We start from the raw sequence: 24797 nt of genomic DNA on the forward strand, positions 1-24797 counted from the left end.
ACTTGTCGTCCTCCCGAGTGGGGGTCGGAGGCCCGGCGGGGTGGGGTGGTGCCGGAGCCCGTGGAGGGCGGCCGGGGGCGCGGCGGACGGGATGCCGCTCGACGTGCCCCTGACAAGCCCCGAGAGACGCTGACGGGAGTCTCCTGGTGTCAGATACCGCTAGCAAGGGCGCCTTTCAGCCGCCTCTCGCCCGCCGCGATCTCGAAGGGCAGGGTGTTGCCGGGCGGCGGGAAGGGGCAGACGAAGTGGTCCGCGAAGGCGCACGGCGGGAGCTGGACCCCGTTGAGGTCCACGGTGACGGAGCCGTCGGCGGCCGGCCAGCGCCCCGGAACGGCCGGAATTCGACCTTCCGGGTAGTCGGCGAGCCAGAGGGTACCGGTCAGCGCGAGCGGCCCGTAGGGGGCGGACACGGTGGCCACCCGATGCTCGTGCCATTGCTTCCAGGCCGTGGCCGGATCTTCTGCGCTCATGCCGCTCAACCCTTCCACACCGGCCCGGCCCGAAACCAGAAGGCTCACGAAGCACCACGAACGCACGCACACCCGGACGCACAGGACCTCCCCCCGGCGAGCGGGGGGAGGTCCAAGGGTGAAGCGGTGTGCGTGTGGGTTTAGTAGACGCTCACGCCATAGCGGCTGAGGGCTTCCTTGACGGGCTGGAAGTAGGTGGTCCCGCCCGTGGTGCAGTTGCCGTTGCCACCGGAGGTGAGACCGAGGGCGCGGGTGCCCGAGTAGAGCGGGCCGCCGCTGTCGCCGGGCTCGGCGCAGATGTTGGTCCGGATCAGACCGTAGACGACCTCACCGCCACCGTAGTTCACGGTGTAGTTCAGGCCGGTCACCTTGCCGCTGTGGGTACCGGTGGTGTTGCCGCGCCGCTTGGCGGACATGCCGACGGTGGCGCTGGCGGCGCTGCTGATGTTCTGGCTGCCGACGACGCCGGGGTGCGAGAGGTTCTTGTTGTCGTAACGGATCAGACCGTAGTCGTTGACCGGGAAGCTGGAGCCCCGCTTCGGGCCGATCCAGGTGGTCCGCGACGAGTTGGCGTACCAGTTGGTGCTGCCCTCGGTGCAGTGGCCCGCGGTCAGGGCGTAGTACGTGCTGCCCTTGCGCACGTTGAAGCCGAGCGAGCAGCGCCACTGCGAGGTCCAGATGCCGTCGCCACCGTCGAGCAGCTTCGACAGCTTGCCGTGGGTCCGCTCGACGCGCACCGCCGAGGCGTTCGCCCCGGCCTCCTTCTTGATCTTCTCTATGTTCGCGTCCGAGACGGTGGAGTCCGCGGTGACCACGAGGGTCCCCGTGGCCGGGTCCGTGCCCCAGGCGGTGCCGGCGACGTCGGCCCGCAGGAGCGAGGCCTCCACCGCGGCGAGGCGCTCGGCGTTGACGCTGCCGCCGCTCGGGGCCTCGGACGCCGACGCGGGAACCGCGATGGTGGCCACGGCGGTCAGACCGGCGGCCACGGCGAGGAGCCGGGAACGGAAGTTGCGCTTGATCGTCACTTATTGTCCTCCCGAAGGGAATCGAAGCCCGGCGCAGGTGCGGTGCCCGAGCTTGTTCAGTCACCAGGAACCACGGCCGACAAGATCGTCGTTCGCCGTGCCCCTGACAAACCCCGTAAATGCTATCGAAGGATTTCTGCCGCCAGACACGCGGGGCAAGGGCAATTTCCAGCCACTGTCCGCTCATGGTCGACCGGCCCGGCCGACGCACTCCCTTGCCGCAGCCCAGGCCGTGCCGTCACCCGTTGTGCACCGATTCCCGGAACGGCCGGAAATCGCCCTGCCGGATCGTCGGTGCGAAGGGTCGGGCCAAGCCCGGACCAACCCGGTAACAACCCGGAACCAAGCCGCGGCCGAGCCGGAGCCGAAGCGGAGCCCGCACGTCCTCAGCAGCCGTCGCAGGGACAGCAGCAGCAGTCGCCGCAGCCGCAGTCACCGTTGCAGTTCGGACCGCAGTCGCAGTTGCCGCACCACGCGTCCTTCTTCTTGCGGGACCACGGACCCTCGTGGTCCGTGCAGCATAGCTGGCAGGTACAGAACATCCCGATGGCCACCGCACAGCCCGCCAGCAGGCCGCGACGCGGCTTGAGCGGGGGCGGCGGCGGCGGGCCGAAGTCCACCGGGGGCGGGCCGAAGGAGCCCTCGGGGGCCTGGAAGGAGCCCCCGGGCGCCGGGTCCGTCGCCGTGTGGGCGCAGCCCGCCGTCCCGAAGGCCCGGTCCACCGAGGTGCGCAGCTCGTGCACGAGCAGCCGGTGGGCGAGCCCCGCGTCGGCGAACTCCACCTCCCGCAGCGCCAGCCGGATGCCCCGCAGGGCGTCGTCGCACAGCCTGCGGGCCTCGGTCCGGGGGGTCCCGGTGGCGGTCAGCGGGTTCCAGGCACCCGCCGCCGCGTCCGCCGCCTGATCCTCGACGGCGTCCAGCAGGTGCGCGAGCCGCCCGAAGTAGCGTCCCGCCTCGGCGAGCGCGGGAGCGTTGCCTGGCCGCCCGGCGAGGGTCGCGGTATGGGCGAAGGCGGCGGCCGTGGCGGTCTCGGTCGGCTCGGTCACCGACAGCACCGGCGTGCCGGCTCCGGCCAGGGTCTCGATGCCCGCCTGCCGGTCCACGGCGTCGACGAGCACGGCCGTGTCGAAACCGAGCGAGGCCCCGGTACGGGCACCCGCCCGGTCCCAGCCCCGGGCCACCCGGCGCGCCGCGAGGGCGATCGGCGCGCGGGCCAACAGGCCGTCCCGGTCGGCCACGTGGTCGCGCACCTTCGCGGAGGCCAGGACGAGCGAGACAGCGGCCGCGAGCCGCGCCCCCTCGCCGTTGGCCACGGCGGCGGTGCGCATCCCGCGCAGTGGACAGGGCCCGGCAGTGCGCCGGGAGCCGGGGGCGGGTCCGGACTGAGCCTCCGTCAGGACGGAGACGAGCAGCCCGTCGTAGTTGGTCACGATCCTCGCGAACTGGCCGTGGTCCCCCCGAAGTGCCAGGCACAGCCCGCAGAGATGGGCCATCCACTCCGTCTTGAACCGTTCCCCGAGGCGGTGCGTGCAGGGTCTGACAATGCCGAACAAAACGATTCCCCCGTGTGTCATACGTGTGCTCGACGGGCATCGTAGCGAGACCGTCCGTCACCCGTACGTCCCCATCGCTCACCCGTACGGCCGCACTGGTCGTATTTTCACTCAGTCAGCAGCGGTACCCGCTGGGATCCTTGACCGTGCAACGGATGTTCTGCACCAGTACCGTCACGAAACCCCTGCGCGGCGACTATCCACTTGGCGCGTTGTCAGCATCATGGACGACGATAGGGACGCGGAAGAGAAGACAGAACTGACCGCGATGAAAGGAGGCGTCCATGGGTTCGGTGCGCAAGGCGAGTGCCTGGCTGGGTCTCGTAGAGGACAGCGACGACGAGCGTTACTACGACGACGACTACGCGGAGGCCCCGCAGGGGGGTTCGGTGGTCGGCCCCGGCGAGCAGTGGGTCACGGACCCGCGCGTCAAGGTGGCGTCGGAGTCCGCCGTCGATCAGGGCCGGCGCATCGCGACGGTCACCCCGGACGGTTTCCGCGACGCCCGCGGCATCGGTGAGCTGTTCCGCGACGGTGTCCCGGTCATCGTGAACCTGTCCTCGATGGACCCGGGCGACGCGAAGCGCGTGGTCGACTTCGCGGCCGGTCTGACCTTCGGTCTGCGCGGCTCGATCGAGCGGGTGGCGACCAGGGTCTTCCTGCTGACCCCGGCCGACACCCAGATCGTGAGCGGCGAACCCGGCGGCCGCTCGCGCGACTTCTTCAACCAGAGCTGAGCAAGGCCCTCACCGGCCGCCTCCGGTTCCTTCCGGCCCTCCCGGCATCCTGTGGCCGCACCCGGCCTAGCGGAAGGCGTCGAGCCCGGTGAGCGCCTTGCCCAGCACGAGCTGGTGCATCTCGACGGTGCCCTCGTAGGTGAGGACCGATTCGAGGTTGGTGGCGTGCCGCATGACGGGGTATTCGAGAGAGATCCCGTTGGCACCCAGGATGGTCCGCGCGGTGCGACAGATCTCGATGGCCTCGCGGACGTTGTTGAGCTTGCCGAAGCTGATCTGCTCCGGCCGCAGGGTCCCCGCGTCCATCCGGCGGCCCAGGTGGTGGGCGAGCAGGATCCCCTTGTGGAGCTCCAGCGCCATGTCCGCGAGCTTGGCCTGCGTGAGCTGGAAGCCGCCGATGGGCCTGCCGAACTGCTCGCGCGTCTTCGCGTAGTCCAGCGCCGACTCGAAGCTGGCGCGCGCCGCGCCCATGGATCCCCAGACGATCCCGTACCGCGCGTGGCTCAGACAGCCCAGCGGCCCCTTGAGCCCGGTGACGCCCGGAAGCACCGCGTCGGCTGGCAGCCGTACGTCGTCCAGGATCAGCTCACTGGTCACCGAGGCGCGCAGGGACCACTTGTGCTTGATCTCCGGGGCGGAGAAACCGGCGCTGTCCGTGGGGACGGCGAACCCGCGGATCCCCTCCTCCGTCTGCGCCCAGACGACGGCCACGGCGGCCACCGAGCCGTTGGTGATCCACATCTTGCGGCCGTTCAGCACCCAGTCGGAGCCGTCCCGCTTGGCGTGGGTGCGCATCGCGCCGGGATCCGACCCGACGTCCGGCTCGGTCAGCCCGAAGCAGCCGATGAGCTCTCCGGCGGCCATGCCGGGCAGCCACCGCTGCTTCTGCTCCTCGGAGCCGTACTTCCAGATCGCGTACATCGCGAGGGAGCCCTGTACGGAGACCAGCGAGCGGATTCCGGAGTCGGCGGCCTCCAGTTCCAGGCAGGCGAGCCCGTACTGGACGGCGCTCGCGCCCGCGCAGCCGTATCCCTGCAGCGACATGCCGAGCGCCCCGAGGGCGCCGAGCTCCTTGGCGATCTCCCGGATCCCGGGCAGCTCGCCGTTCTCGTACCACTCGGCGATGTGCGGCAGGACCCGGTCGGCGGCCCAGCCGCGGACGGTGTCCCGGATCGCGAGGTCCTCGGGCGTGAGGAGTTCGTCGAGCCCGAGCGGGTCGGTGGGAACGAAGGACACTGCGCCTCCTGGCAGGCCGGGATCACAAAACCTAGCGCCGCAAGTTTGTCGCCCCGCCGGTCCGCGGTCCACCCGCTTCGCGTGTGACCCCGGTCCTGTGGCCCCGGTCCCTGAGTCCTGCCGTACCGGTCCCGCGGGGCAGACTGCGGACATGCTCGATACTTCCGCGCGACTGCTGCGCCTGTTGTCCCTGTTGCAGGCCCACCGGGAATGGACCGGGGCCGACCTGGCCGGCCGGCTCGGCGTAACGCCGCGGACCGTGCGCCGGGACGTGGACCGGCTGCGGGAGCTCGGTTACCCCGTGAACGCCAGTCCCGGCACCGGCGGCGGGTACCAGTTGGGGGCCGGGGCCGAGCTGCCGCCGCTCCTGCTCGACGACGACGAGGCCGTCGCCGTGGCCGTGGGGCTGCGCACCGCCGCCGGGAACGGCGTGGAGGGCATCGGCGAGGCCTCGGTAAGGGCACTGGCCAAGCTGGAGCAGGTGCTGCCGTCGCGGCTGCGGGCCCGGGTGTCCGCGCTGAACCGCTTCACCGTGCCCATGTTCCGCGGGGCGGGAGCGTCCACGGTCGACTCCTCCGTGCTCACCGAGCTGGCCGGCGTCTGCCGCGACGCCGAGCGGCTGCGCTTCGGGTACCGGGACCACGGGGGCACCGTCACCCGCAGGACCGTCGAGCCGCACCGGCTGGTGTGCAGCGAGCGCCGCTGGTACCTCGTCGCCTGGGATCTGGACAAGGAGGACTGGCGGACCTTCCGGGTGGACCGGATCGAGCCCAGGCCCCCGCACGGTCCGCGCTTCACCCCGCGCCCGCCGCCCGCCGAGGACCTCGCCGCGTACGTCTCCCGGGGCATCTCCCAGCGGGTGTACGCGGCCCGCGCGGTCGTCCGGCTGCGGGTGTCCGAGCAGGAGGCGGCGCGGATCGTCGGACCGGCCGACGGGACCCTGGAGCCGCTCGACGAGCAGAGCTGCGTCCTGCGCACCGGGGCGGTCAACCTCGATGTCCTGGTCATTCACCTCATGCTGATCGGGTGTGAGTTCGAGGTCGTCGAACCGGCCGAACTGACGGACCGGATCCGGGCGGCTCGAGATCGGCTCGGCAGGTCGCTGGAACCGCGTGAACCAGCTGGAGAAGTGAAGGATTTGTAAGGAAGCGGAGGGGGGCCGGAGCGCACTGCGGCCACAATTCCGGGGAGTTCCGGAGGAATTCGAAACAGAATTCACCCCGGGCGTGTCGCGGGGCGGGAAATAAAAGGTCCAGACAAACTCCGCAGTGGGAGACTGTCGACAATCCGTGACACAAGCGTGACCCGGTATGGAGGAACGTCCGGGCGCGCCGCTGACGTTCCGGGCCTTTCCGTGGCCGCCCCCGCTCCGGACGCCCGGCGGCGGACCCCGAAACGCCACGGCGGGCCCCGGTCGTCGACCGGGGCCCGCCGTGCGTGCGCGAGCGGAAGGGGTGCGTACCGTCCGGCTCAGCCGCCGGTGGCCGGGCGGGGCGCCGCGCCGCGCCCCGGGGCACGGTCGGCGTGGGCCGGGCGGCGGCTGCCGCCCGGGGTGAGCGGAGTCCGCTCGGAACGGATCAGGTGCGGACGGCCCGGGAGGTGGACGGCGGGCCGGGCGGCCGGCTGGTGCCCCGCGGCCTGGGCGGAGGCGGAAGCGGAAGCCGACGCCGGGACCGTGACCGCGACCGGGACCTGCGCGGGCTCGGCCGGCTCGGGCCGCCGCAGGACGACCACGGGCGGCACGGACGGCACGGACGGCACGGGCGGCGCAGGCTGCGCCGTCGGCGGCTCTGACGCCTCGGCGGTGGCCCGTTGGAGCTGCCACTTGCCTCCGGCCGAGAGCAGCGGGACCAGCAGCCCGGTGAGGGCCTCGGGCACCTGCCCGGCCTCCACGAGGCTGCGCAGCCGTGCGCGCACGTCGAAGACGTAGGCCTCGACCCGGGCGATGAGCGGCTCGAACCAGGGCAGTGCCAGCAGCACGAGCAGGCCGGCGAGCCAGCCGAGCAGGACGTCGCTGACCCAGTGGGTGCCGAGGTAGACGGTGGTGGCGCCGACGCTCAGGGAGACCACGGCGGAGACCAGGGAGAGCACCCGTCGGGTGACCACCGTGGACGCCAGGTAGGCCAGGATTCCCCAGGTCACCACGGCGTTGGCGGTGTGGCCCGAAGGAAATATATCGCCGCCGGCGAAGAGCTCGGCGGAGCCGATCTCGGTGGCGTAGTGCGGACCGAGCCTGCCGAGGCCGAGCTTGACGGCGCCCACGGTGACGTTGAGCAGCAGCAGTGCGACGCCGAGGGTGATCAGCGGGCGGAGGGTGTGCTGCCGCCAGGACCGCCAGCCGAGCCAGGCGGCGACCATGACCGCGGTGGGGCCGCGCTGGCCCAGGACGACGAGATAGTCCAGGAAGGCGTGGAGCTGCGGCCACTGCTCGTACGGCCGGAAGAACATGATCTGCCAGTCGAGGCGGACGAGCCAGGACGTGGTCAGGACCGCGACGACGATCACCAGGTAGAAGGCGAGGCTCGCGCCGAGGAGCACGACGCGGTGCCGGCTCATCCGCGGTGTTTGCAGATGAGCCGGTCGCTCTGGTTCCCGGTCCAGCCGGGCGAACACCCGCTCCAGTCTGGGCAGGATTTGGTCGGTACGCACTCAATCGACGTTACCGCGCGTCGATGGGCCGCCCGGTCGAAGCGCACGCTTTGTGATGACCATGTGATGTGGAGTTGGTCTCACGCGGGACTTAATTCCCGGCATTCAGCCTTTGGTTGGAGCGGAGGAGGTCCCTTCCTCCGGCTTTTTCCTCACACACTTATGCCGCATTTATCAGCCCCGGCCAATTGCTTTGCCCAAAGATGGAGCGGAACGTTCCATTCCGTGATCTCGGGCCGCCGGGACCGTCCCTCCGCGGCCTACGGCGGCCCCGAACCGTTCAGCCAGAAGGCCCCGTACGCGGCCGAGGCGGCGGCCGCCGCTCCCAGTACCGCGGCCGCCCGGCCCGTCCGCCACCGGGCCAGCGCCACCGCCGGCGGGAACACCAGCGGGAAGGCGGGCAGCAGCAGCCTGGGCTTGGAGCCGAAGTACCCGGAGGCGCACAGGGCCAGCGCCACCACGATCCCGGCGTACACCAGCAGCGGCAGGGGCTGGCGCCGCCGCACGCAGAGCGCGTACAGCCACAGCACCAGCGCGACCCCGGCGATCAGCCCGATCCCGGCGGGGAAGGCCGGCGAGGCCAGCCGGGCCCCGATGAACCGGGCGAACGCCCAGCCGCCGTCGAAGCCGTTGCCCCAGCCGCCCTGCACGTCGAGGTACCCGGTCAGGCCGCCGCCGGTGCGCGCGCCCACCCACAGCACGTACGCCGCCGCGCCGAGCGGGGCCAGCAGCGCCCCCGCCACCGGCCGCCGGGGGCGCTCCCCGCCGCGCAGGGCCAGGGCGGCGGCCACCCACACCGCAGCGACCACGGCGGCTCCGACCGGGCGGGTCAGCCCCGCCCCGGCCGCGAGCAGGCCGCCGGTGAGCCAGTGCCCGCGCAGGACCCCGTAGAGGCTCCAGGCGGCCAGCGCGGTGAACAGCGACTCGCTGTACGCCATGGACTGGACGATCCCGACGGGCAGCGCGGCCCAGACCGCGACGGCGAACACCCCGGCCCGGCGGCCGTGCAGGAAGTCGGCGACCGCGAAGATCCCCCAGGCCGCGGCGAGCCCGGCGAGCGCCGACACCACCAGGCCCGCGGATCCGTGGCCGAGCCCGGTGACGGCCGAGACCAGCCGCTCCAGCCAGGGCAGCAGCGGGAAGAAGGCCAGGTTGGAGTGGACGTCGCCGTTCGGGAGCGCCACCTCGTACCCGTACCCCTCGGCGGCGATCCGGGCGTACCAGAGGGAGTCCCAGCGGGCCGAGAGCAGCGTGTGCGCACTGCTGCCCGCCACCGCCCCCCACACCGCGAGCACGGTCAGCCCGAGCAGCCGCACCGCCACGAACACGGCCAGAGCGGGCGCGGCCCGGCGAAATCCAAGATCCTTCACGGGCATGATTATCGAGGTCCGGGGCGGTCGTACCCGGAGAGGAGGGCCGAGGTGGACGAGTGGCGCACACCACAGCGCAGCCGGCGGCGGGATGAGAGCTTGACCACGTGTCGGACGGCCGAACTCGCGTACGCTGACTCTTCACTCGCATGTCGACGCCGGACCCCGTAGGACGCCACCCTCCCCACCCGTGGCCCCGAAAGACGCTGGTCCGCCGAGTGCGAGGGATCACCTGGGAGGTACATGCATGTCGGGGACGAACGTGACCGGCGACAGGAACCCTTCCCCCTGGCAGCGACTGCGGCGACTCGGCGCGGCCTCCGGCGGGGCCAACCGCTGGGCCGTGCTCGCGGTCCTCTGCGTGAGCCTGGTGCTCGTCGCGCTCGACGCGACGATCCTGCACGTCGCCGTTCCCTCCGTCACCGAAGACCTGCGGCCCGGCCCGATGGAGCTGCTGTGGATCGTCGACGCCTACCCGCTCGTGTGCGCCGCCCTCCTCATCCTCTTCGGCACCCTCGGTGACCGCGTGGGCCGCCGCCGCGTCCTGCTCATGGGCTACGGGCTCTTCGGCGCGGCCTCGGCCGTGGCCGCCCTCGCCGACAACGCCCAGGTCCTGATCGCGGCCCGCGCCCTGCTGGGCGTCGGCGGCGCGATGATCATGCCGGCCACCCTGTCGATCCTGCGCCAGGTCTTCCCCGACCGCCGCGAGCGGGCCCTCGCCATCGGCATCTGGACCGCCGTCGCCGCCGTGGGCGCGGCCAGTGGACCCGTCCTCGGCGGCTTCCTGGTCCAGCACTTCTGGTGGGGCTCGGTCTTCCTCATCAACATCCCGCTCATGATCATGATCCTGCCGCTGGGCCGCTGGCTGCTGCCCGAGTCCAAGGGAACCTCCGGCGGGCCGTGGGACGTGCTCGGCGCGCTCATGGCCGCCGGCGGCGTACTCGGCGCGGTCCTCGGGGTCAAGCGGCTGGGCGCGGAGCGCCATCTCGCCGACGCGCAGACGCTGGTCCCGCTGCTGGTCGGGGCGACGCTGCTGGTGCTGTTCGTACGGCGCCAGAAGCGCCGCGCGCACCCGCTGATCGACATGCGGATGTTCTCGCGGCCGGCCTTCACCACCTCCGTGGGCTGCATCGTGCTGGCCATGCTGGCGCTGGTCGGACTGGAACTGATCGCCGTCCAGTACCTCCAGCTCGTGCTGCAGCTGAGCCCGCTGGAGACCGGGCTGCGCCTGCTGCCGCTCACCTTCGCCGCGATGGCGGCGGGCGCGACCGGCTCGTACACGCTGGCCCGGACCGGACCCCGCAGGATGGTCTCGCTGGGCTTCGTACTGACCGCCGGGGCGGTACTACTCCTGACCTTCATGGGACAGCACGACCGGCCGGTCCTGCTGACGGTGGGCTTCGTCCTGCTCGGCTTCGGCCTCCAGACCACCCTGTTCGCGGCCTACGAGTCCATGCTGAGCGAGGCTCCGGCCGCGACGGCCGGCGGCGCCGCCTCGATCGGGGAGACCTCCTACCAGCTCGGCGCGGGCATGGGCATCGCCCTGCTGGGCAGCGTGATGAACGCGGCCTACGCACCCGGCCTGGCGGCGGTTCCGGGGGTGTCGGCGGCCGACTCCGCAGGTGCCTCGCACTCGCTGGGCGAGGCCTACCAGATCGCGGCGCGGCTCGGCGGACCGGCGGGCGAGTCCCTGTTCTCGGCCGCCCGGCACTCCTTCGTCCACGGACTGCACGTCACGCTGCTGGTGAGCGCGGCGCTGCTGCTGGCGGGCGCGCTGATGGCCCTGAAGCTCCCGCGCACGATGGAGTGCGCGGACCCCGAGCCTTCCCAGGTCCGCCTCCCCGCCCAGCCGGGCCCCGGGGCGACCCCGTCCCCGACCGGAGCCCGCATCCCGTCCCAGCCCTCCCCCGACCACGACCCAGCCCTAGGCCACCCGGCCTGACCCCTCCGATTCCTTCCAGCCGCCCGGCGACCCGGGATCCGGGGCGCAGCCCCAGGGAGTCAGGGCGCAGCCCTTTCAGCCGTCCGGCGCTTGAGGACCGGGGTCTGGGGCGGAGCCCCAGGGGGTCCGGGCGCAGCCCGGTGCCCCCCCACCAGCCCGTCCGGCGTTTGAGGACCGGGGTCTGGGGCGGAGCCCCAGGGGGTCCGGGCGCAGCCCGGTGCCCCCCTTCCAGCCCGTCCGGCGTTTGAGGACCGGGGTCCGGGCAGAGCCCGGGGAACGGTGGAAGGGCGGGTAGGGGACTTCCGCCCCGCAGGGCCGCGCACCGGCACGGGCGGCCTACGCCGGTGATCCCACCGGACCGGGACTCGAGGACGGCTCCGGCCGGGGCGGCGTAGCCGACGGACCCGGGGGCGGCACGGCCGGTACGGCCGGGGCCGGCACGGCCGAGACCGGGGGCGGCGCGGGGGCGGGCGCCTCCTGCCCCACAGGCGGCAGGGCCAGCATCGTGCCGATCCGCAGCACCCCCGGCCGCGCCCCGACCACCGTCCGGTTCGCCGCATAGAGCTCCGGCCAGCCACCCCGCACCCGATGCCGGCGCGCGATCGCCACCAGCGTGTCCCCCTGCCGCACCACGTGCATCAGGCCCGCCAGCCCGTACCGCTTCGCGCACACGGGCCACGCCTCCCAGCCCTTGCTGCCCAGCAGCTGCTCTCCCACCCGGATCTGCTGCTCCCGCGTGGCGAGGTCCGCCCGCGCCGCGAAGGCCAGCCCCCCGTGCTCCTCCCAGGTCGGCTGCCAGAACTGCAGTCCGCCGTAGAAGCCGTTCCCCGTGTTCACCGACCAGCGGCCCCCGCTCTCGCAGTCCGCCACGCAGTCCCAGGGCCACTGACCGCCGGGCCCGCAGTCCACCGACCGGCCGGGCGCCCCCGGCCGGGGCGGGGGCGGGGCCGCGACCGCCGCCCCGGGCGACGCCGACGCCAGTACGGCCAGCAGCAGCGCCGCCGCGCCCACCCCACCCGGAACCCCGAAGTTGCGCATCGCGTCACGCTACGCAGCCCCGTACCACCCCCCGCGCTCGCCACACCGCGCCCCGCGCGCCCCCACCCGCTCGGCCCACTGCCCAAACGACCAGCACCGGCCATCAACTGCGCACAACCAAACAACAGTTGGAACGAAAACAACGGCCCCGTAGGACCGTTCACTCCTTCGGGGGTCCGGTTCGATTCCGTTCCCTCAAACGGCGTGACCCCGGCCGCCACTCCCCCGTTGAGCCGGGCGAGCCGGAACTCCCCGGCCCCGCACGCCTAGTCCGAGGAGCCACCCCGTGCCGCGCATGCTCGAAGTCAGTGATGAGGTACGTGCCGAGATCGGCGACGAGGAGGCCGAGCGGCTGCTCGCAGGTGACGGATCCCCGGGCAGCTACGACTGCACCTCCTGCCGCACCCCCGGCGACTCCGAGCGCGAGCAGACCAGCACCGTGCTGTTCGTCGGCGACGAGACGGCCGTCCTGGCCTTCGCCCACGCCGGCTGCATCCCCTCGCAGGTCGTCTCCGTGCCCGAGGCGGACCTCCAGGGCGCCGTCCGCTCCATCACGGGCGACAGCCCCGCCCCGGCGGCCACCCCCGCCGGCGACGTCCCGCAGTCCGTGCCCGGCGGCCAGGCCGTCCTCGGCATCACCAGCGGCCTGATCCTGATCAACGGGGAACTGCACCCCGCCCTCGTGGTGGAGCCGACCGCGCCCATCGCGCGCCCCGGCACCACCGGCCCCGGCGACGACTTCCTCCCGCTCCTCATCGAGCAGGGCTTCATCCCCATGACCGACACCGAGGAGGTCCCGCAGGCCCTGACCGGCTGGTCGATCCTGCTCGCCGCGGGCCAGCTGCACTCGGTGCTCCAGCCCGGTCAGATCGCCTGGTGGCAGGCGCACCGGCCGCTGTCGGTCACCGACGGCTGGCGGGCCGCCGTCAACAAGACGCAGCGCGTCCTGGTGTACGCCGCCCCCGTCGGCACCATCGGCCAGCAGCCCCGCGAGGACCTGCTGCGCGACGCCCTGGACAAGGCCGCCCGCAACGGCAAGCTGGTCGCCGCCTCGATGCCGCTGGCGGGTACCCCGGGCGCCTGAGGCCCCGGCTCCCGGGACCTCCCCGGGCTCCCGTCCGCCGCTCTGCCTTCCGTCCCCGAAACGGCCGTCCGACCCCCGCCCAGGGGGCCGGGCGGTGTGCGCCGGGGGTGCGCGGTCCGTCCCGCGCACCCCCGGCGATCTGCGTTTTCCGCCCCGCCACCCCGCATCCGTGGGCCGCCGGTTTCGTTGGCTGATACGTGCATTCCTACGATGTCTCCCGCGCCCCGTCCTATCCGAGCAGCGTCCCCCCGATGCGCCCCGTACGGGAGCTGGGGAGTTCTCCGGCCGCCTCGCACACCCCCATCTACGACACGCTGTACTCGGAGTACCTGCGCGCCTTCCGGGCCCTGCCCGGCGACCGCACGGGCGAGGAGGACCTCGGCTTCACCGCGTTCTCGTACGGGGGCCCGTACAGCAGCGCGTACGGCAGCAGCGCGTACGGCAGCGGCGCGGGCACCTACGGCAGCGGGTCCGCCGCGGGCTCCACGAGTTCCTACGGGAGCGGCTGGAACGGTTCCTCATGGCAGCCGACGGGACAGCACGCGGCGCAGCACGCGGACGCCTGGCAGCCCTCCCCCGCTCCGCAGCCGCAGTACTCGTACGCCGGCGCCGGATACGCGAGCGGGCGGCAGCACCAGACCGGGATGCAGCACATCCCGGCGGCCCTGCCGCCCGCTCCGCGCCGGGGCTACTAGCCCGGCGGAGTTCCGCTTCCGCTACATCTTGCGCTTGTGCTGCGCACCGCGCTTCTCGCGCACCCGCACCGAGATGTGGATCGGGGTCCCCTCGAAGCCGAACTCCTCGCGCAGGCGGCGCTCGATGAAGCGGCGGTAGCCGTGCTCCAGGAAGCCCGAGGCGAACAGGACGAACCGCGGCGGCTTGCTGCCCGCCTGCGTACCGAACAGGATGCGCGGCTGCTTGCCGCCACGGATCGGGTGCGGGTGGGCGGCGACGACCTCGCCGAGGAAGGCGTTCAGACGGCCGGTCGGGATGCGCGTCTCCCAGCCCGCCAGCGCGGTCTCGATGGCCGGGACCAGCTTCTCCATGTGGCGGCCGGTGAGCGCGGAGACGTTCACCCGGGGCGCCCAGGCGACCTGCTGCATCTCGGTCTCGATCTCGCGCTCGAGGTAGTAGCGGCGCTCCTCGTCGAGGTTGTCCCACTTGTTGTACGCGATCACGATCGCGCGGCCGGCCTCGACGGCCATGGTGATGATGCGCTGGTCCTGGACGGAGATCTGCTCGGTCGTGTCGATCAGGATGACCGCGACCTCCGCCTTCTCCACGGCGGCGGCCGTGCGCAGCGAGGCGTAGTAGTCCGCGCCCTGCTGGAGGTGGACCTTCTTGCGGATGCCCGCGGTGTCGATGAACTTCCAGACGACCCCGCCGAGCTGGATCAGCTCGTCGACCGGGTCGCGGGTGGTGCCGGCCATCTCGTTGACGACGACGCGGTCCTCCTTGGCGACCTTGTTCAGGAGGGAGGACTTGCCGACGTTCGGGCGGCCGATGAGCGCGATCCGGCGCGGACCGCCGACGGCGGTGCCGAAGGTCTGCTCGGGGGCCTCGGGCAGGGCCTCCAGGACGGCGTCGAGCATGTCGCCGGTGCCGCGGCCGTGCAGGGAGGAGACCGGGTGCGGGTAGCCGAGGCCCAGCGACCACAGCGAGGCCGCGTCGGACTCGCCGCTCTGGCCGTCGACCTTGTTGGCGCACAGGACGACGGGCTTGCCGGCCTTGCGCAGCAGGCGGACGACGGCCTCGTCGGTGTCGGTGGCGCCGACCTTGGCGTCCACGACGAAGACGACCGCGTCGCAGGCCTCGATGGCGTACTCGGCCTGGGCGGCGACGGAGGCGTCGATGCCGAGGACGTCCTGCTCCCAGCCGCCGGTGTCGACGACCTTGAAGCGGCGGCCGGCCCACTCGGCCTCGTAGGTGACGCGGTCGCGGGTGACGCCGGGCTTGTCCTCGACGACCGCCTCGCGGCGGCCGATGATCCGGTTCACCAGGGTCGACTTGCCGACGTTCGGGCGGCCGACGACGGCGAGGACCGGGAGCGGGCCGTGGCCGGCTTCCTGGAGCGCGCCCTCGACGTCCTCGATGTCGAAGCCCTCTTCCGCGGCGAGCTCCATGAACTCCGCGTACTCGGCATCGCCAAGTGCTCCGTGGTCTTGCTGGTCGTTCATGAAGTCCGTTCCTCGTCGTTCGTGGTGATCGGTGGGGCCCGCGCAGCGCGGTTCCACTACTAGGTCAAGTCTCGCTCAGCGCCCGGTGAGGCGCTTGGCGTCGGCCAGGTGGGCGGTCAGCCGGTCCTGGATGCGTACGGTGGCCAGGTCCAGCGCGGTACGGGTCCGGCGGCCACTGCCGTCCCCGGCGTCGAAGGCATCGCCGAAGACGATGTCGACCCTGCTCTTCAGCGGCGGCAGCGCCTTGACGACGCGGCTGCGCCGCTCGGTGCTCGCGAAGACGGCGACCGGCACGATGGGCGCGCCGGCACGGACCGCGAAGTACGCGAGGCCCGCGCGCAGCGAGGCGAAGTCACCTTCGCCCCGGGTGCCCTCGGGGAAGATCCCCAGGGCGCCGCCGTTCTCCAGTACACCCAGCGCACGGCTGACGGCGCTCCGGTCGGTGCCGGAGCGGTCCACCTTGACCTGCCCGATCCCTTCGAGGAAGGGGCCGAGCGGACCGACGTACGCCTCCTTCTTGATCAGGAAGTGCAGCGGCCGCGGTGCGGTGCCCATGAGCATGGGGCCGTCGATGATGTGCGAGTGGTTCACGGCCAGGATGACGGGGCCGGTGGCGGGGACCTTCCAGGCCCCCAGCACGCGCGGCTTCCAGAGGCCGTACATGAGCCCGATGCCGATCCTCCGGCCGACCGCCGCACCCCTGAGGGAGGGCGTATCGCTCACGAGCGGCCCGCCCGCTTCTCTTCCACCAGGGTGACCACGCACTCGATCACCCTGTCGAGCGTGAGCTCGGTGGTGTCCACCTCGACCGCGTCGCCGGCCTTGGCCAGCGGGGAGGTCTTGCGGCCGGAGTCGGCTGCGTCGCGCTTGATCAGCGCTTCCCTGGTGGCCGCGAGGTCCGCGGCCTCCTTGCCCCGCAGCTCGCCGCTGCGGCGGGCCGCGCGCACCCCGGCGGAAGCGGTGAGGAAGATCTTCAGGTCGGCGTCGGGCAGCACGGTGGTACCGATGTCCCGGCCCTCGACGACGATGCCGTCGGCCTCGTCGGCCGCCTCGGCGGCGATGGAGCGCTGGAGCTCGGTGATCAGGGTGCGCACCTCGGGGACGGCGCTGACGGCGCTGACCTTCGAGGTGACCTCCTGGGTCCGGATCGGACCGGAGGCGTCCTGGCCGTCGACGGTGATGGTCGGGGCCGACGGATCGGTGCCGGACACGATGACGGGCTTGCCCGCCGCGAGGGCGATCGCCTGCGGGTCGTCGATGTCGATGCCGTTGGTGATCATCCACCAGGTGATGGCCCGGTACTGGGCACCGGTGTCCAGGTAGCGCAGCCCGAGCTTTGCGGCCACGGCCTTGGAGGTGCTGGACTTGCCCGTGCCGGAGGGACCGTCGATGGCGACGATCACGGCGGTCGGAGCTGCGGTTTCCACGGTGCGGGCACCTTCCTGGTTGCGCGTACGTGTCCGGGCGCGCCAATAGCGCCCCTCCTCCAGGTTACCGGGCTTTTCGCCGCCGCCCGCCGGGGCGTCGGCGGGCGGCCTCGGGGCAGGCCCGGGGCGGGCGCGGAGCGGCCCCCGGGCGGGCGCGGGCCCGCACCGGAGGGCCTACGGCTGGCGCAGGGCCCAGCCGCGTTCGCGCAGCTCGGCCTGGAGGCCGGCCACGGCCCGGGGTTCGACCATCAGCTGGACCAGGCCCGCCTGCTGCCCCGTCGCGTGCTCGATCCGCACGTCCTCGATGTTGACCCCGGCCCGGCCGGCGTCGGCGAAGATCCGGGCGAGCTCGCCCGGCTGGTCGGAGATGAGGACGGCCACGGTCTCGTAGACCGTCGGCGCGGCACCGTGCTTGCCCGGCACCCGGACCCGGCCCGCGTTGCCGCGGCGCAGCACGTCCTCGATGCCGGCGGCCCCGTCCCGGCGCTTGTCCTCGTCGGCCGACTGCAGGCCCCGCAGGGCTTCCACGGTCTCCTCCAGGTCGGCGGCGATCCCCGAGAGCACGTCCGCCACGGGTCCCGGGTTGGCCGAGAGGATCTCCACCCACATCCGGGGGTCGGAGGCGGCGATCCGGGTCACGTCGCGGATGCCCTGTCCGCACAGCCGCACCGCGGTCTCGTCGGCCTGCTCCAGCCGGGCCGCGACCATGCTGGAGACGAGCTGCGGGGTGTGGGAGACCAGTGCGACGGCCCGGTCGTGCGCGTCGGCGTCCATGACGACCGGGACGGCCCGGCACAGGGCCACCAGTTCCAGTGCCAGGTTCAGCACCTCGTGGTCGGTGTCCCGGGTCGGCGTGAGCACCCAGGGGCGGCCCTCGAAGAGGTCGGCGGAGGCGGCGAGCGGTCCGGACTGCTCCTTGCCCGCCATCGGGTGGGTGCCGATGTACGCCGTGGTGTCCACGCCCAGCGCGGCCAGCTCCCGGCGCGGTCCGCCCTTGACGCTGGCCACGTCCACGTAGGCGCGGGCCAGGTCCCGGCCTATGGCGTCGGCGAGGGCGGCGGCCACGTGGGCGGGCGGTACGGCGATGACCGCGAGGTCGGCCTTGCCCTGGCAGGGCTCCTCCGTGCCGGCGCCCAGCGCGGCGGCCGTACGGGCCTGCCCCTGGTCGCGGTCGGACAGGTGGACGGCGATGCCGCGGGCGGCGAGGGCGAGCGCCGCGGAGGTGCCGATCAGTCCGGTTCCGATGACGACGGCGGTTCTCACGGGGTGCTCTCCAGGTGTACGGGGGTGTGTGACGGCGGTGCCTGCCTCAGGGTAGCCAGCGGGAACGGCGCGAGGGCCCGGCGTCCCGTCCGCTGGGACGGGACGCCGGGCCCTCGGGAACCGTCCCCGCGAGAACAGGGGCCGGTCAGAGGTTCTGCCGCTCGCCGGTCAGAGGTTCTGCCGCTCGCTGGTCAGAGGTTCTGCCGCTTGATGATGTCCTCCAGCGAGCCGCTCGGCATCGAGCCCTCGGGGGTCAGCTTGTCCACGGCCTGCGGGAGCGCCTGCGCGATCTGGTCGGCGGCGGCCTGCGGGGTGACGCCCGCCTGCTCGGCGACCTTGGCCAGGGTGTCGTCCGGCAGGGCCTTGGCGATCTCCGCGCCGCTGACCGGCTGGTTCTCGCCGGTGCCGACCCAGGACTGGGCCTGGTCGGTCAGGCCCGACTTGGTCAGCATGTCCAGCAGCCCGCCGAGCGGGTTGTTCCCCGCGCCTCCGGCCGCCTGGGCGCCGCCGCCACCGCCGCCGCCCATGAGGGCGCCGAGGAGGGAGCCCAGGATGTTGCCGCCGCCACCGCCGCCGCCCTGTCCGCCGCTGCCGCCGCCGAGAAGGCCGCCGAGAAGGGAGCCGAGGTCGTTGCCCGCCATGGTGATGCCTTTCGAAGAGGGACCGGGCGCGCGGAAGTCTGCGCACCCGGCTTCGAGATACGGACAATGTCACCCAACTCGGGCGCACCTGCCACTTGGCGCAGAGCCGCGCGCCGACTGCGGTAGAACGATCGGCATGATCTTCCACCTCGTACCGCTCGCCGACTGGACCGCCGATCCCGCGCGCCCGTACGCCCCGGCCTCCCTCGACTCCGAGGGTTTCGTGCACTGTTCGGCGGATCCGGAGACGGCGCTGGCGATCGCCGCCTCGCACTACGGCGGCGTACCGGGGACCCTGCTCGCCGTGGAACTCGACGAGCGCACCCTCACCTCGGAGGTCCGCCGGGAGGGTGAACCGGGCCTCCGCTACCCGCACGTCCACGGACCGCTGAACCGGGACGCGGTGGTACGCGTGTGGGAGGTGGTACGCGCCCCCGGTGCGCCGGCGGAACTCGTTCCCTGGCTGCCGGAGGGCTGAGTCAAGGCGTGGCGGGGTGTTGCCGGGACCCGTCACACGCCAGGATGCCTCTCGCCATCCCGGCGATCACCCGAGGAGAAGTCATGAGCGACCCCACCCGCGCCGCACGGCGCACGGTTCTGGCAGTCGGCGCGAGTGCCCTGGCAGGCGGTGTGCTCACCGCCTGTGGAACCGAGGAGACGAAGCCGAAGGCCGAGGGCGGCAGCGCGCCCACGGCGCAGTCCTCGTCATCGTCCACCCCGGCTCCGGCCGCGGCCGTGAAGCCCCTGCTCAAGTCCTCGGAGGTGCCGGTCGGCGGCGGCACGGTCCTCAAGGACGAGAAGCTGGTCGTCACCCAGCCGACGGCGGGCTCCTTCCGCTGCTTCACGGCGGTCTGCCCCCACCAGGGCTGCGTCGTGAACAAGGTGGAGGCGGGCACCATCGACTGCCCGTGCCACGGCAGCAAGTTCAAGGTCGCGGACGGCGCGGTGGCCAAGGGCCCGGCCACCCAGCCGCTGGCGGAGAAGAAGATCACCGTCTCCCCGGCGGGCGAAATCTCGCTCGCCTAGCCGCAGTCCCGGCACTAGCCTCGCCGGATGAACGAGGCCAACACGAACGACCCGACGCCCGAGCCGCTCGAAATCACCCTGGTCAGGGACCACACGGTCTACTCCTGCGTGATCGGTTCGAGAGCGTTCGGCCTGGCGACGGAGGCGAGCGACACCGACCGGCGCGGTGTCTACCTCGCCCCGACGCCGCTGTTCTGGCGCTTCGAGAAGCCGCCGACACACGTGGACGGGCCCCGGGACGAGGAGTTCTCGTGGGAGCTGGAGCGCTTCTGCGAGCTCGCGCTGCGCGCCAACCCGAACATCCTGGAGGTCCTCCACTCCCCCCTGGTGGAGGACCTCACCCCGGTCGGAGAGGAACTCCTCGCGCTCCGCGAGGCGTTCCTCTCCCGCCGGGCCCACACCACCTTCAGCCGGTACGCCGTCTCCCAGCGCGGCAAACTCCTCGGCGACCTCCGCAACCACGGCGCCCCGCGCTGGAAGCACGCCATGCACCTGCTGCGCCTGCTCCTGTCCTGCCGCGACCTGCTGCGCACGGGCCGCCTGGTGATCGACGCGACCCCGTACCGCGACCGCCTCCTCGCGGTCCGCCGCGGCGAGCTCACCTGGGAAGAGGTCGACGCCTGGATGACCCTCCTCCAGGAGGAATCCGAAGCCGCCCTGGCGACGACCCCCCTCCCCGAATCCCCGGACCTCCCCCGCGTGGAGGACTTCCTCCTCCGCACCCGCCGGGCGTCGGCGTCTGCGACGGCCTAACCCACCCGCCGCCGTACGACGAACTCGTCGAGCGCGTCGAAGGCCGCCGCGTGCTCCGGCAACGACGAAGCCTCCCGGGCCGCCTCCAGAACCCCGTGCAGGGCCTCGAAGTCCCGTCCCACCCGCCCGGTGTCGATGCCTGCGGCCGCCCCGTGCTCGGCTTCGGCCTTGGCCTCGATCAGCCCGGCCAGATAGCCCGGAGCCTCCGGCACCTCGTCCAGCAGGGTGGGCAGGTGTGCCTGCACCTGTGCCGAGCGCATCAGGTGGATGCCCGTGAGCAGCGCCCGGAACGTGTAGAGCAGCGGCTTGAGCTCGGCCGTCTTCCCGAAGAGCCGCCACTGCGTGTTCGCGAAGCCGCGGTAGTGGAGGGCGTGGTGCGAGGTCAGCACAGCGGGGGCCAGGGAGACCAGTTCCTCGTGCGTCGGCGTCGTGTGCACCACCAGGGGGACAGCAGCTGTTCCAGAACGTAGCCGTTGCGGTTCAGCATCAGCCGGACGAACTTGCGCAGGTCGTGTGTGACCAGGTCCATCTCGGTGCCGTCCCGGAACCACATGCGGCTGCGCGTCTCCTGCGGGTCCCGGAGCGAGAGCAGCTCCCCCGCCGGCAGCAGGTGCGCGCCGCGCAGGTCGACGTCGGAGTCCTTGGAGGGGAATCCGTACAGGTGGGCGCCGGAGACCGTCGCGAAGAGCAGCGGGTCCGGCTGCTCCGCGACGACGGCGGTCAGGTCGGTGTCCATGGCGTTCATCACGTCGAGCACCGCTCACGCGTCCCAGAGGGCGCCGAAGGACAGGAGTTCGGTGCGGTATTCGATGCGGCCCTCCCAGTCGCGGGGCCAGGCGTCCGCGCCGAGGTGGGCGCCCGCGAAGGCGCCGGCCAGGCAGGCGATGGAGTCGGAGTCGCCCGCCGTGCAGGCCGCTCGGCGCAGGGCCAGGAGCGGTTCGTCCGGGAAGAGCAGGAAGCACTGGAGGGCGGTGGCCAGGGCCTCTTCCGCGATCCAGCCTTCGCCGGTCGTGAGGCAGGGGTCCGTTTCCGGGGACGGGGTGCGCAGGGCCGCCGCGAGGCGGTCCAGGACCTCCAGGCACTCGTCCCAGCCGCGCGCCATGAAGGACTCGGCCGAGGCGTCGGACGCCGTCCGCGTCCAGAGGTCGCCGAGCCAGCGCTCGTGGTAGCGGGTGCGGTTCTCCAGGGCGTACGAGCGCAGCTGCCCGACCAGACCGGTCACCTCCGTGCCCTGCGCCAGGAGGAACACCGACCGCGCCGTGAGGTCGGAGGCGGCCAGTGCCGTCGGGTGGCCGTGGGTGAGGGCCGACTGGAGCTGGGCGGCGCCGGCCCGCTCCTCCTGCGTCCAGCCGGGCACCAGCCCTACGGGAGCCACCCGCATGTTCGCTCCGCAGCCCTTGGAGCCGAGCTGGCTGGCGTCGCGCCAGTCCCGCTCGGGGTGGTTCAGGAGGCTGCAGGCCTTCAGGCAGGTGCGGCCGGGGGCCCGGTTGTTCTCCGGGGAGTGGTACCAGTCGACGAACTCCTCCCGGACCGGGCGGGCGAGGCGCAGCGGACCGACCCGGCCCCGCTCCGCGGCGGTCCGCATGCCCCGGGCGAGGGCCAGCGTCATCTGGGTGTCGTCCGTGACGATCGCCGGCCGGGGCAGGTCCATCTGCCGCCACGGGCCGGTCTTCGCCAGGATCCGGGGCACGTCGTTGAACTCCGTCGGGAAACCGAGGGCGTCTCCCAGGGCCAGTCCGATCAGGGAGCCCGTGGCGGCCCGCTTCGTCTTCGTCGCCGTCGTCGCCGTCGTCGTCGTCGTCATCGTGTGTGTCCTTCCGAGGGGCGCAGCAGGGGCGGGTGCAGGGTGTTCGCGGGTCCGGGCCGGTAGAGCGCGGCCGGTTTGCCGCGGCCGCCGGTGAGCCGGGCGGCTCCGGGCACGGCCTCGACGAAGCCGGGCGTGGCCAGGACCTTGCGGCGGAAGTTGGGGCGGTCCAGGGCGGTGTCCCAGACGGTCTCGTAGACGGCCTGGAGCTCGCCGAGGGTGAACTCGGGCGGGCAGAAGGCGGTGGCCAGGCAGCTGTACTCCAGCTTCGAGCCGACCCGGGACCGGGCGTCCGCGAGGATCTCCGCGTGGTCGAAGGCCAGTCCGAAGGACGGCTGGCAGGCCTCCCCCACCGGTACCCATCGGGCGCGGTCCGCGTCTCCGCCGCCTCCGGCCACCGGTTCCGGCAGATCGGGAACGAGCGCGGTGAAGGCCACCGAGACCACCCGCATGCGGGGGTCGCGGTCCGGTTCGCTGTAGGTGCGCAGCTGGTCCAGGTGCAGGGCGTCGATCACCTGCGCCGACAGGCCGGTCTCCTCGGCCAGTTCGCGCCGGGCGGCCGTCTCCGCGGATTCCCGGGGCAGCAGGAAGCCGCCGGGCAGCGCCCAGGCCCCCGCGTACGGTTCCTGCCCGCGCCGGATCAGCAGCACGTGCAGGGTCCCGCCGCGCACGGTGAAGACGGCGAGGTCGACGGTCACCGCGAAGGGCGCGAAGGCGTGCGGGTCGTAGCCGTACCCGTGTCCGGGTCCGGGTCCGGGTCCGGGTCCGGGCCCAGGTCCAAGTCCGGGTCCAGGTCCGGGTCCAAGTCCGGGTCCAAGTCCGGTGTCACTCATCGGCTCCGCTCCCCCGTCCGCTCAGCCACCTGATCCGGCATCCGCTCCGCACCCCTCTCCGGCAGTGGATCCGCGAACCGCCAGCCCTCCGCCAGGAGTCCGTCGACGGCGGCCACCGCCGCCGCCAGCCGCGCTCCGCGGTCCCCCCGGACCACCAGGTAGCGCTTCCCCGTCCGTTCCAGCTCCTCCAGGAACCGCCCGGTCATCCACGGCCGGAGTTCCTCCCCGTCGCGCAGCCCGTCGTCCTCGAAGGGCACGTCCGCGTGGTCGGTGAGCAGGTACAGGTCCCGCCGCGTCCCGGCGGCGATCCGCTCGACCTCCGCACTGCGCGCGCCCGTGTACCGCTCGTGCCAGATCCCGGTGGCGAAGGAGTCGGTGTCGCAGAAGAGCACCGGTGATCCCAGCCGGGCCGCCCGCTCCTCCTCCGCGTCCTGGCGCCGCGCGATCACCGGGAACTCCGACGGGGCGAAGCTCACGTCGGCCCGGGTCGCCGCCGGGTCCGCGGCGCGCGCCGCCGCGAGCCGCTCCTCGCTGTAGCGGCGGCCGTATTCGGCGACCCAGCCCGTCTTCGCCCACACCCCGCCGCGCCCCCGCCAGTGCTCGGCCAGGGCCCGCGACAGCGTGGTCGTGCCGGTGGACTCGGCGCCGAGTACGACGATCCGCCGGGTCAGCGCCGCCCGTACGGCGGGCCCCAGGAACTCCCAGTTCCCGACGGGGTCGGCCCGTACGGCCGTGCCGGACACCGGGAACAGGGTGCGGTCCCGGTCCACGCAGACCTCCTCGGCCCCGAACCGCCGCGCGAGCTCGGTCCCGTAGGCCTCGGAGGTGAAGACGGCGTCGACCGGGCGGCGCACCGCTCCCCGGAAGATCGCCATGTGCGCCTCCCAGACGGCCGGGTCCTGGAGGTCGACGGGGATGTCGTCGACCGCGCCGACCACCTCGGCCCCCGGGTGCGCCTCGCGCATCCAGGCGACCCGGTCGGCGAGCGGTACGGACTCCACCGAGGCCGCGCAGACCAGTACGGTCAGCCGCTCGCACTGGTCCTGCGCGGTGCGCACCAGGTGGTGGTGGCCGGCGTGCGGCGGATAGAACTTGCCGAGGACCAGCCCGTGGCCGTGGCGCTTCATGCCGCGGCCTCCAAGGCCGTACGGATCCCCCGCGCTGACAGCGTCCACTGCAAGCGGGCCCCGCACGGCACAAGGAGGCCGACGTACAAGCCTGCTGATGTCAGGCACAGGCCCTTTTGGAGTTCTCCGGCACGCGTACGCGCAGGACTCTCCCCTGGATCACTCCGGGGAGTTTGACAGGCCAGGCCTGTCCGGCAACCACCCTCCCGGCGGCCGGGGCCGGTACGCGACCTGCCCGATGAACGTATCAACGAAGAACACGCCAGCGGGTTACGCACCCCCACCGCCCCCGCCGCGGCCAGCACGGTCCACTCGGCGGCCGTGGTGGCACCCGGGCCACCCCCGTGGGTCCAGGACCACCAGCCGTACGCGGCGAGGGCGATGAAGACGATCTGCAGCCCGGCGTCGGCGTAGAGGCCGCCCTGGGCGAAGAGCACGATGAAGAAGACGTTGTTGGCGATGCCGATCGGCCAGTTGGCGATGTGCTGCCGGGCGACCAGCCAGACGCACACGGCCCCCGTGACGAACCCGAGGATCTCGGTCCAGCTCGTCTGCCATCCCATGACGCCCCCCATCCCTTTATAGTCAGGTTGACTATAAACAGGGTCCGGGGGCCCGCACAACCAAAAAACCCGCGGCGCC

General features: G+C 72.8%; 24 protein-coding genes and 1 pseudogene. 8 read left to right on the top strand and 17 right to left on the bottom strand.

The genetic code is table 11. The features are described 5' to 3' along the window. Positions 1-149: 149 nt before the first annotated feature. From MTF69_RS37310 to MTF69_RS37320, 3 genes are all read right to left on the bottom strand, one after another. Positions 150-479 (bottom strand): DUF1684 domain-containing protein, encoded by a 330-nt coding sequence (locus MTF69_RS37310; protein WP_374325194.1) that lies wholly within the window; start codon positions 477-479, stop codon positions 150-152. A gap of 131 nt (positions 480-610) precedes the next feature. Beyond that, the gene (locus MTF69_RS37315) at positions 611-1495 is read right to left on the bottom strand and encodes a S1 family peptidase (RefSeq protein ID WP_243340956.1); all 885 of its coding nucleotides are present in this window, start codon (positions 1493-1495) and stop codon (positions 611-613) included. A 386-nt stretch (positions 1496-1881) separates the two neighbouring features. Beyond that, a complete protein-coding gene (locus tag MTF69_RS37320; protein ID WP_243340957.1) occupies positions 1882-3048 on the bottom strand; it encodes a DUF5685 family protein in 1167 nt (388 codons plus the stop codon). Between the two features lie 284 nt (positions 3049-3332). Between MTF69_RS37320 and MTF69_RS37325 the strand changes: the two genes are divergently transcribed. Next, positions 3333-3785 carry a cell division protein SepF gene (locus MTF69_RS37325; RefSeq protein WP_243340959.1) on the top strand — a complete coding sequence of 151 codons (453 nt, stop codon included), beginning with the start codon at positions 3333-3335 and terminating at the stop codon, positions 3783-3785. A gap of 66 nt (positions 3786-3851) precedes the next feature. On the opposite strand, the gene MTF69_RS37330 is transcribed toward MTF69_RS37325, so the two are convergent. Beyond that, on the bottom strand, positions 3852-5021 hold the full coding sequence (locus MTF69_RS37330; protein ID WP_243340961.1) for an acyl-CoA dehydrogenase family protein: 1170 nt from the start codon (positions 5019-5021) through the stop codon (positions 3852-3854). Between the two features lie 151 nt (positions 5022-5172). On the opposite strand from MTF69_RS37330, the gene MTF69_RS37335 reads away from it, so the two are divergent. Further along, on the top strand, positions 5173-6165 hold the full coding sequence (locus tag MTF69_RS37335; protein WP_243340964.1) for a YafY family protein: 993 nt from the start codon (positions 5173-5175) through the stop codon (positions 6163-6165). Between the two features lie 326 nt (positions 6166-6491). Here MTF69_RS37335 and MTF69_RS37340 read toward each other — a convergent pair whose 3' ends face one another. After that, positions 6492-7670, bottom strand: coding sequence for a phosphatase PAP2 family protein (locus tag MTF69_RS37340; RefSeq protein ID WP_243340965.1), 1179 nt, complete (start codon positions 7668-7670; stop codon positions 6492-6494). A gap of 260 nt (positions 7671-7930) precedes the next feature. Further along, positions 7931-9046: a glycosyltransferase family 39 protein gene (locus tag MTF69_RS37345; protein ID WP_243340967.1), complete on the bottom strand. Its 1116-nt coding sequence runs from the start codon at positions 9044-9046 to the stop codon at positions 7931-7933. A gap of 241 nt (positions 9047-9287) precedes the next feature. Between MTF69_RS37345 and MTF69_RS37350 the strand changes: the two genes are divergently transcribed. Then, the gene (locus MTF69_RS37350) at positions 9288-10982 is read left to right on the top strand and encodes an MFS transporter (RefSeq protein ID WP_243340969.1); all 1695 of its coding nucleotides are present in this window, start codon (positions 9288-9290) and stop codon (positions 10980-10982) included. Positions 10983-11318: 336 nt separating this feature from the next. Here the strand turns inward: MTF69_RS37350 and MTF69_RS43195 are convergent, their stop codons facing one another. After that, complete coding sequence (locus tag MTF69_RS43195) at positions 11319-12020, bottom strand: transglycosylase family protein (protein ID WP_308401505.1); 702 nt, start codon at positions 12018-12020, stop codon at positions 11319-11321. A 286-nt stretch (positions 12021-12306) separates the two neighbouring features. Here MTF69_RS43195 and MTF69_RS37365 point away from each other — a divergent pair, with 286 nt between their 5' ends. Continuing rightward, entirely contained in the window at positions 12307-13104 is a 798-nt protein-coding gene (locus tag MTF69_RS37365) for a hypothetical protein (RefSeq protein WP_243340972.1), read from the top strand. A gap of 197 nt (positions 13105-13301) precedes the next feature. Next, complete coding sequence (locus MTF69_RS37370) at positions 13302-13799, top strand: hypothetical protein (RefSeq protein WP_374325174.1); 498 nt, start codon at positions 13302-13304, stop codon at positions 13797-13799. Positions 13800-13820: 21 nt separating this feature from the next. On the opposite strand, the gene der is transcribed toward MTF69_RS37370, so the two are convergent. From der to MTF69_RS37395, 5 genes are all read right to left on the bottom strand, one after another. Further along, on the bottom strand, positions 13821-15281 hold the full coding sequence (gene der / locus MTF69_RS37375) for a ribosome biogenesis GTPase Der (protein WP_243340975.1): 1461 nt from the start codon (positions 15279-15281) through the stop codon (positions 13821-13823). A gap of 75 nt (positions 15282-15356) precedes the next feature. Next, entirely contained in the window at positions 15357-15944 is a 588-nt protein-coding gene (locus tag MTF69_RS37380) for a 1-acyl-sn-glycerol-3-phosphate acyltransferase (RefSeq protein WP_243341013.1), read from the bottom strand. A 56-nt stretch (positions 15945-16000) separates the two neighbouring features. Beyond that, a complete protein-coding gene (cmk, locus tag MTF69_RS37385) occupies positions 16001-16708 on the bottom strand; it encodes a (d)CMP kinase (protein WP_243340977.1) in 708 nt (235 codons plus the stop codon). 174 nt (positions 16709-16882) lie between these two features. Next, positions 16883-17971: a prephenate dehydrogenase gene (locus tag MTF69_RS37390; protein ID WP_243340978.1), complete on the bottom strand. Its 1089-nt coding sequence runs from the start codon at positions 17969-17971 to the stop codon at positions 16883-16885. A 191-nt stretch (positions 17972-18162) separates the two neighbouring features. Next, entirely contained in the window at positions 18163-18612 is a 450-nt protein-coding gene (locus MTF69_RS37395) for a YidB family protein (RefSeq protein WP_243340979.1), read from the bottom strand. A 136-nt stretch (positions 18613-18748) separates the two neighbouring features. On the opposite strand from MTF69_RS37395, the gene MTF69_RS37400 reads away from it, so the two are divergent. From MTF69_RS37400 to MTF69_RS37410, 3 genes are all read left to right on the top strand, one after another. Beyond that, positions 18749-19090, top strand: coding sequence for a DUF952 domain-containing protein (locus MTF69_RS37400; protein WP_243340982.1), 342 nt, complete (start codon positions 18749-18751; stop codon positions 19088-19090). Between the two features lie 83 nt (positions 19091-19173). Continuing rightward, positions 19174-19638, top strand: a complete 465-nt coding sequence (locus tag MTF69_RS37405) for a Rieske (2Fe-2S) protein (protein WP_243340984.1) — start codon at positions 19174-19176, stop codon at positions 19636-19638. A gap of 27 nt (positions 19639-19665) precedes the next feature. Beyond that, the gene (locus tag MTF69_RS37410; RefSeq protein ID WP_243340987.1) at positions 19666-20391 is read left to right on the top strand and encodes a DNA polymerase beta superfamily protein; all 726 of its coding nucleotides are present in this window, start codon (positions 19666-19668) and stop codon (positions 20389-20391) included. A gap of 74 nt (positions 20392-20465) precedes the next feature. On the opposite strand, the pseudogene MTF69_RS37415 reads toward MTF69_RS37410, so the two are convergent. The 5 genes and pseudogenes from MTF69_RS37415 to pnuC form a co-directional block, all read right to left on the bottom strand. Then, positions 20466-21136 (bottom strand): annotated as a pseudogene (locus tag MTF69_RS37415) (DNA polymerase beta superfamily protein); the annotation flags it as partial. Positions 21137-21151: 15 nt separating this feature from the next. Continuing rightward, positions 21152-22195, bottom strand: a complete 1044-nt coding sequence (locus MTF69_RS37420; RefSeq protein WP_243340988.1) for an ADP-ribosylglycohydrolase family protein — start codon at positions 22193-22195, stop codon at positions 21152-21154. After that, complete coding sequence (locus MTF69_RS37425; protein WP_279346737.1) at positions 22192-23028, bottom strand: NUDIX domain-containing protein; 837 nt, start codon at positions 23026-23028, stop codon at positions 22192-22194. The genes MTF69_RS37420 and MTF69_RS37425 overlap by 4 nt, the downstream gene beginning before the upstream one ends. After that, on the bottom strand, positions 23025-24155 hold the full coding sequence (locus MTF69_RS37430; protein WP_243340990.1) for an AAA family ATPase: 1131 nt from the start codon (positions 24153-24155) through the stop codon (positions 23025-23027). The genes MTF69_RS37425 and MTF69_RS37430 overlap by 4 nt, the downstream gene beginning before the upstream one ends. Then, positions 24152-24718, bottom strand: coding sequence for a nicotinamide riboside transporter PnuC (gene pnuC / locus MTF69_RS37435; RefSeq protein WP_243340991.1), 567 nt, complete (start codon positions 24716-24718; stop codon positions 24152-24154). Before pnuC ends, MTF69_RS37430 begins: the two co-directional genes overlap by 4 nt. Positions 24719-24797 lie beyond the last annotated feature (79 nt).

This window comes from Streptomyces sp. AP-93, from assembly GCF_022808175.1.
GTDB lineage: Bacteria > Actinomycetota > Actinomycetes > Streptomycetales > Streptomycetaceae > Streptomyces.

Coding starts and splice junctions, on each gene's coding strand:
- MTF69_RS37430 (WP_243340990.1), bottom strand. CDS start 24,155: ATGAAGCGCCACGGCCACGGGCTGGTCCTCGGCAAGTTCTATCCGCCG.
- MTF69_RS37380 (WP_243341013.1), bottom strand. CDS start 15,944: ATGTACGGCCTCTGGAAGCCGCGCGTGCTGGGGGCCTGGAAGGTCCCC.
- MTF69_RS37350 (WP_243340969.1), top strand. CDS start 9,288: ATGTCGGGGACGAACGTGACCGGCGACAGGAACCCTTCCCCCTGGCAG.
- MTF69_RS43195 (WP_308401505.1), bottom strand. CDS start 12,020: ATGCGCAACTTCGGGGTTCCGGGTGGGGTGGGCGCGGCGGCGCTGCTG.
- MTF69_RS37400 (WP_243340982.1), top strand. CDS start 18,749: ATGATCTTCCACCTCGTACCGCTCGCCGACTGGACCGCCGATCCCGCG.
- der (WP_243340975.1), bottom strand. CDS start 15,281: ATGAACGACCAGCAAGACCACGGAGCACTTGGCGATGCCGAGTACGCG.
- MTF69_RS37425 (WP_279346737.1), bottom strand. CDS start 23,028: ATGAGTGACACCGGACTTGGACCCGGACTTGGACCCGGACCTGGACCC.
- MTF69_RS37335 (WP_243340964.1), top strand. CDS start 5,173: ATGCTCGATACTTCCGCGCGACTGCTGCGCCTGTTGTCCCTGTTGCAG.
- pnuC (WP_243340991.1), bottom strand. CDS start 24,718: ATGGGATGGCAGACGAGCTGGACCGAGATCCTCGGGTTCGTCACGGGG.
- MTF69_RS37405 (WP_243340984.1), top strand. CDS start 19,174: ATGAGCGACCCCACCCGCGCCGCACGGCGCACGGTTCTGGCAGTCGGC.
- MTF69_RS37410 (WP_243340987.1), top strand. CDS start 19,666: ATGAACGAGGCCAACACGAACGACCCGACGCCCGAGCCGCTCGAAATC.
- MTF69_RS37395 (WP_243340979.1), bottom strand. CDS start 18,612: ATGGCGGGCAACGACCTCGGCTCCCTTCTCGGCGGCCTTCTCGGCGGC.
- MTF69_RS37325 (WP_243340959.1), top strand. CDS start 3,333: ATGGGTTCGGTGCGCAAGGCGAGTGCCTGGCTGGGTCTCGTAGAGGAC.
- MTF69_RS37420 (WP_243340988.1), bottom strand. CDS start 22,195: ATGACGACGACGACGACGGCGACGACGGCGACGAAGACGAAGCGGGCC.
- MTF69_RS37345 (WP_243340967.1), bottom strand. CDS start 9,046: ATGCCCGTGAAGGATCTTGGATTTCGCCGGGCCGCGCCCGCTCTGGCC.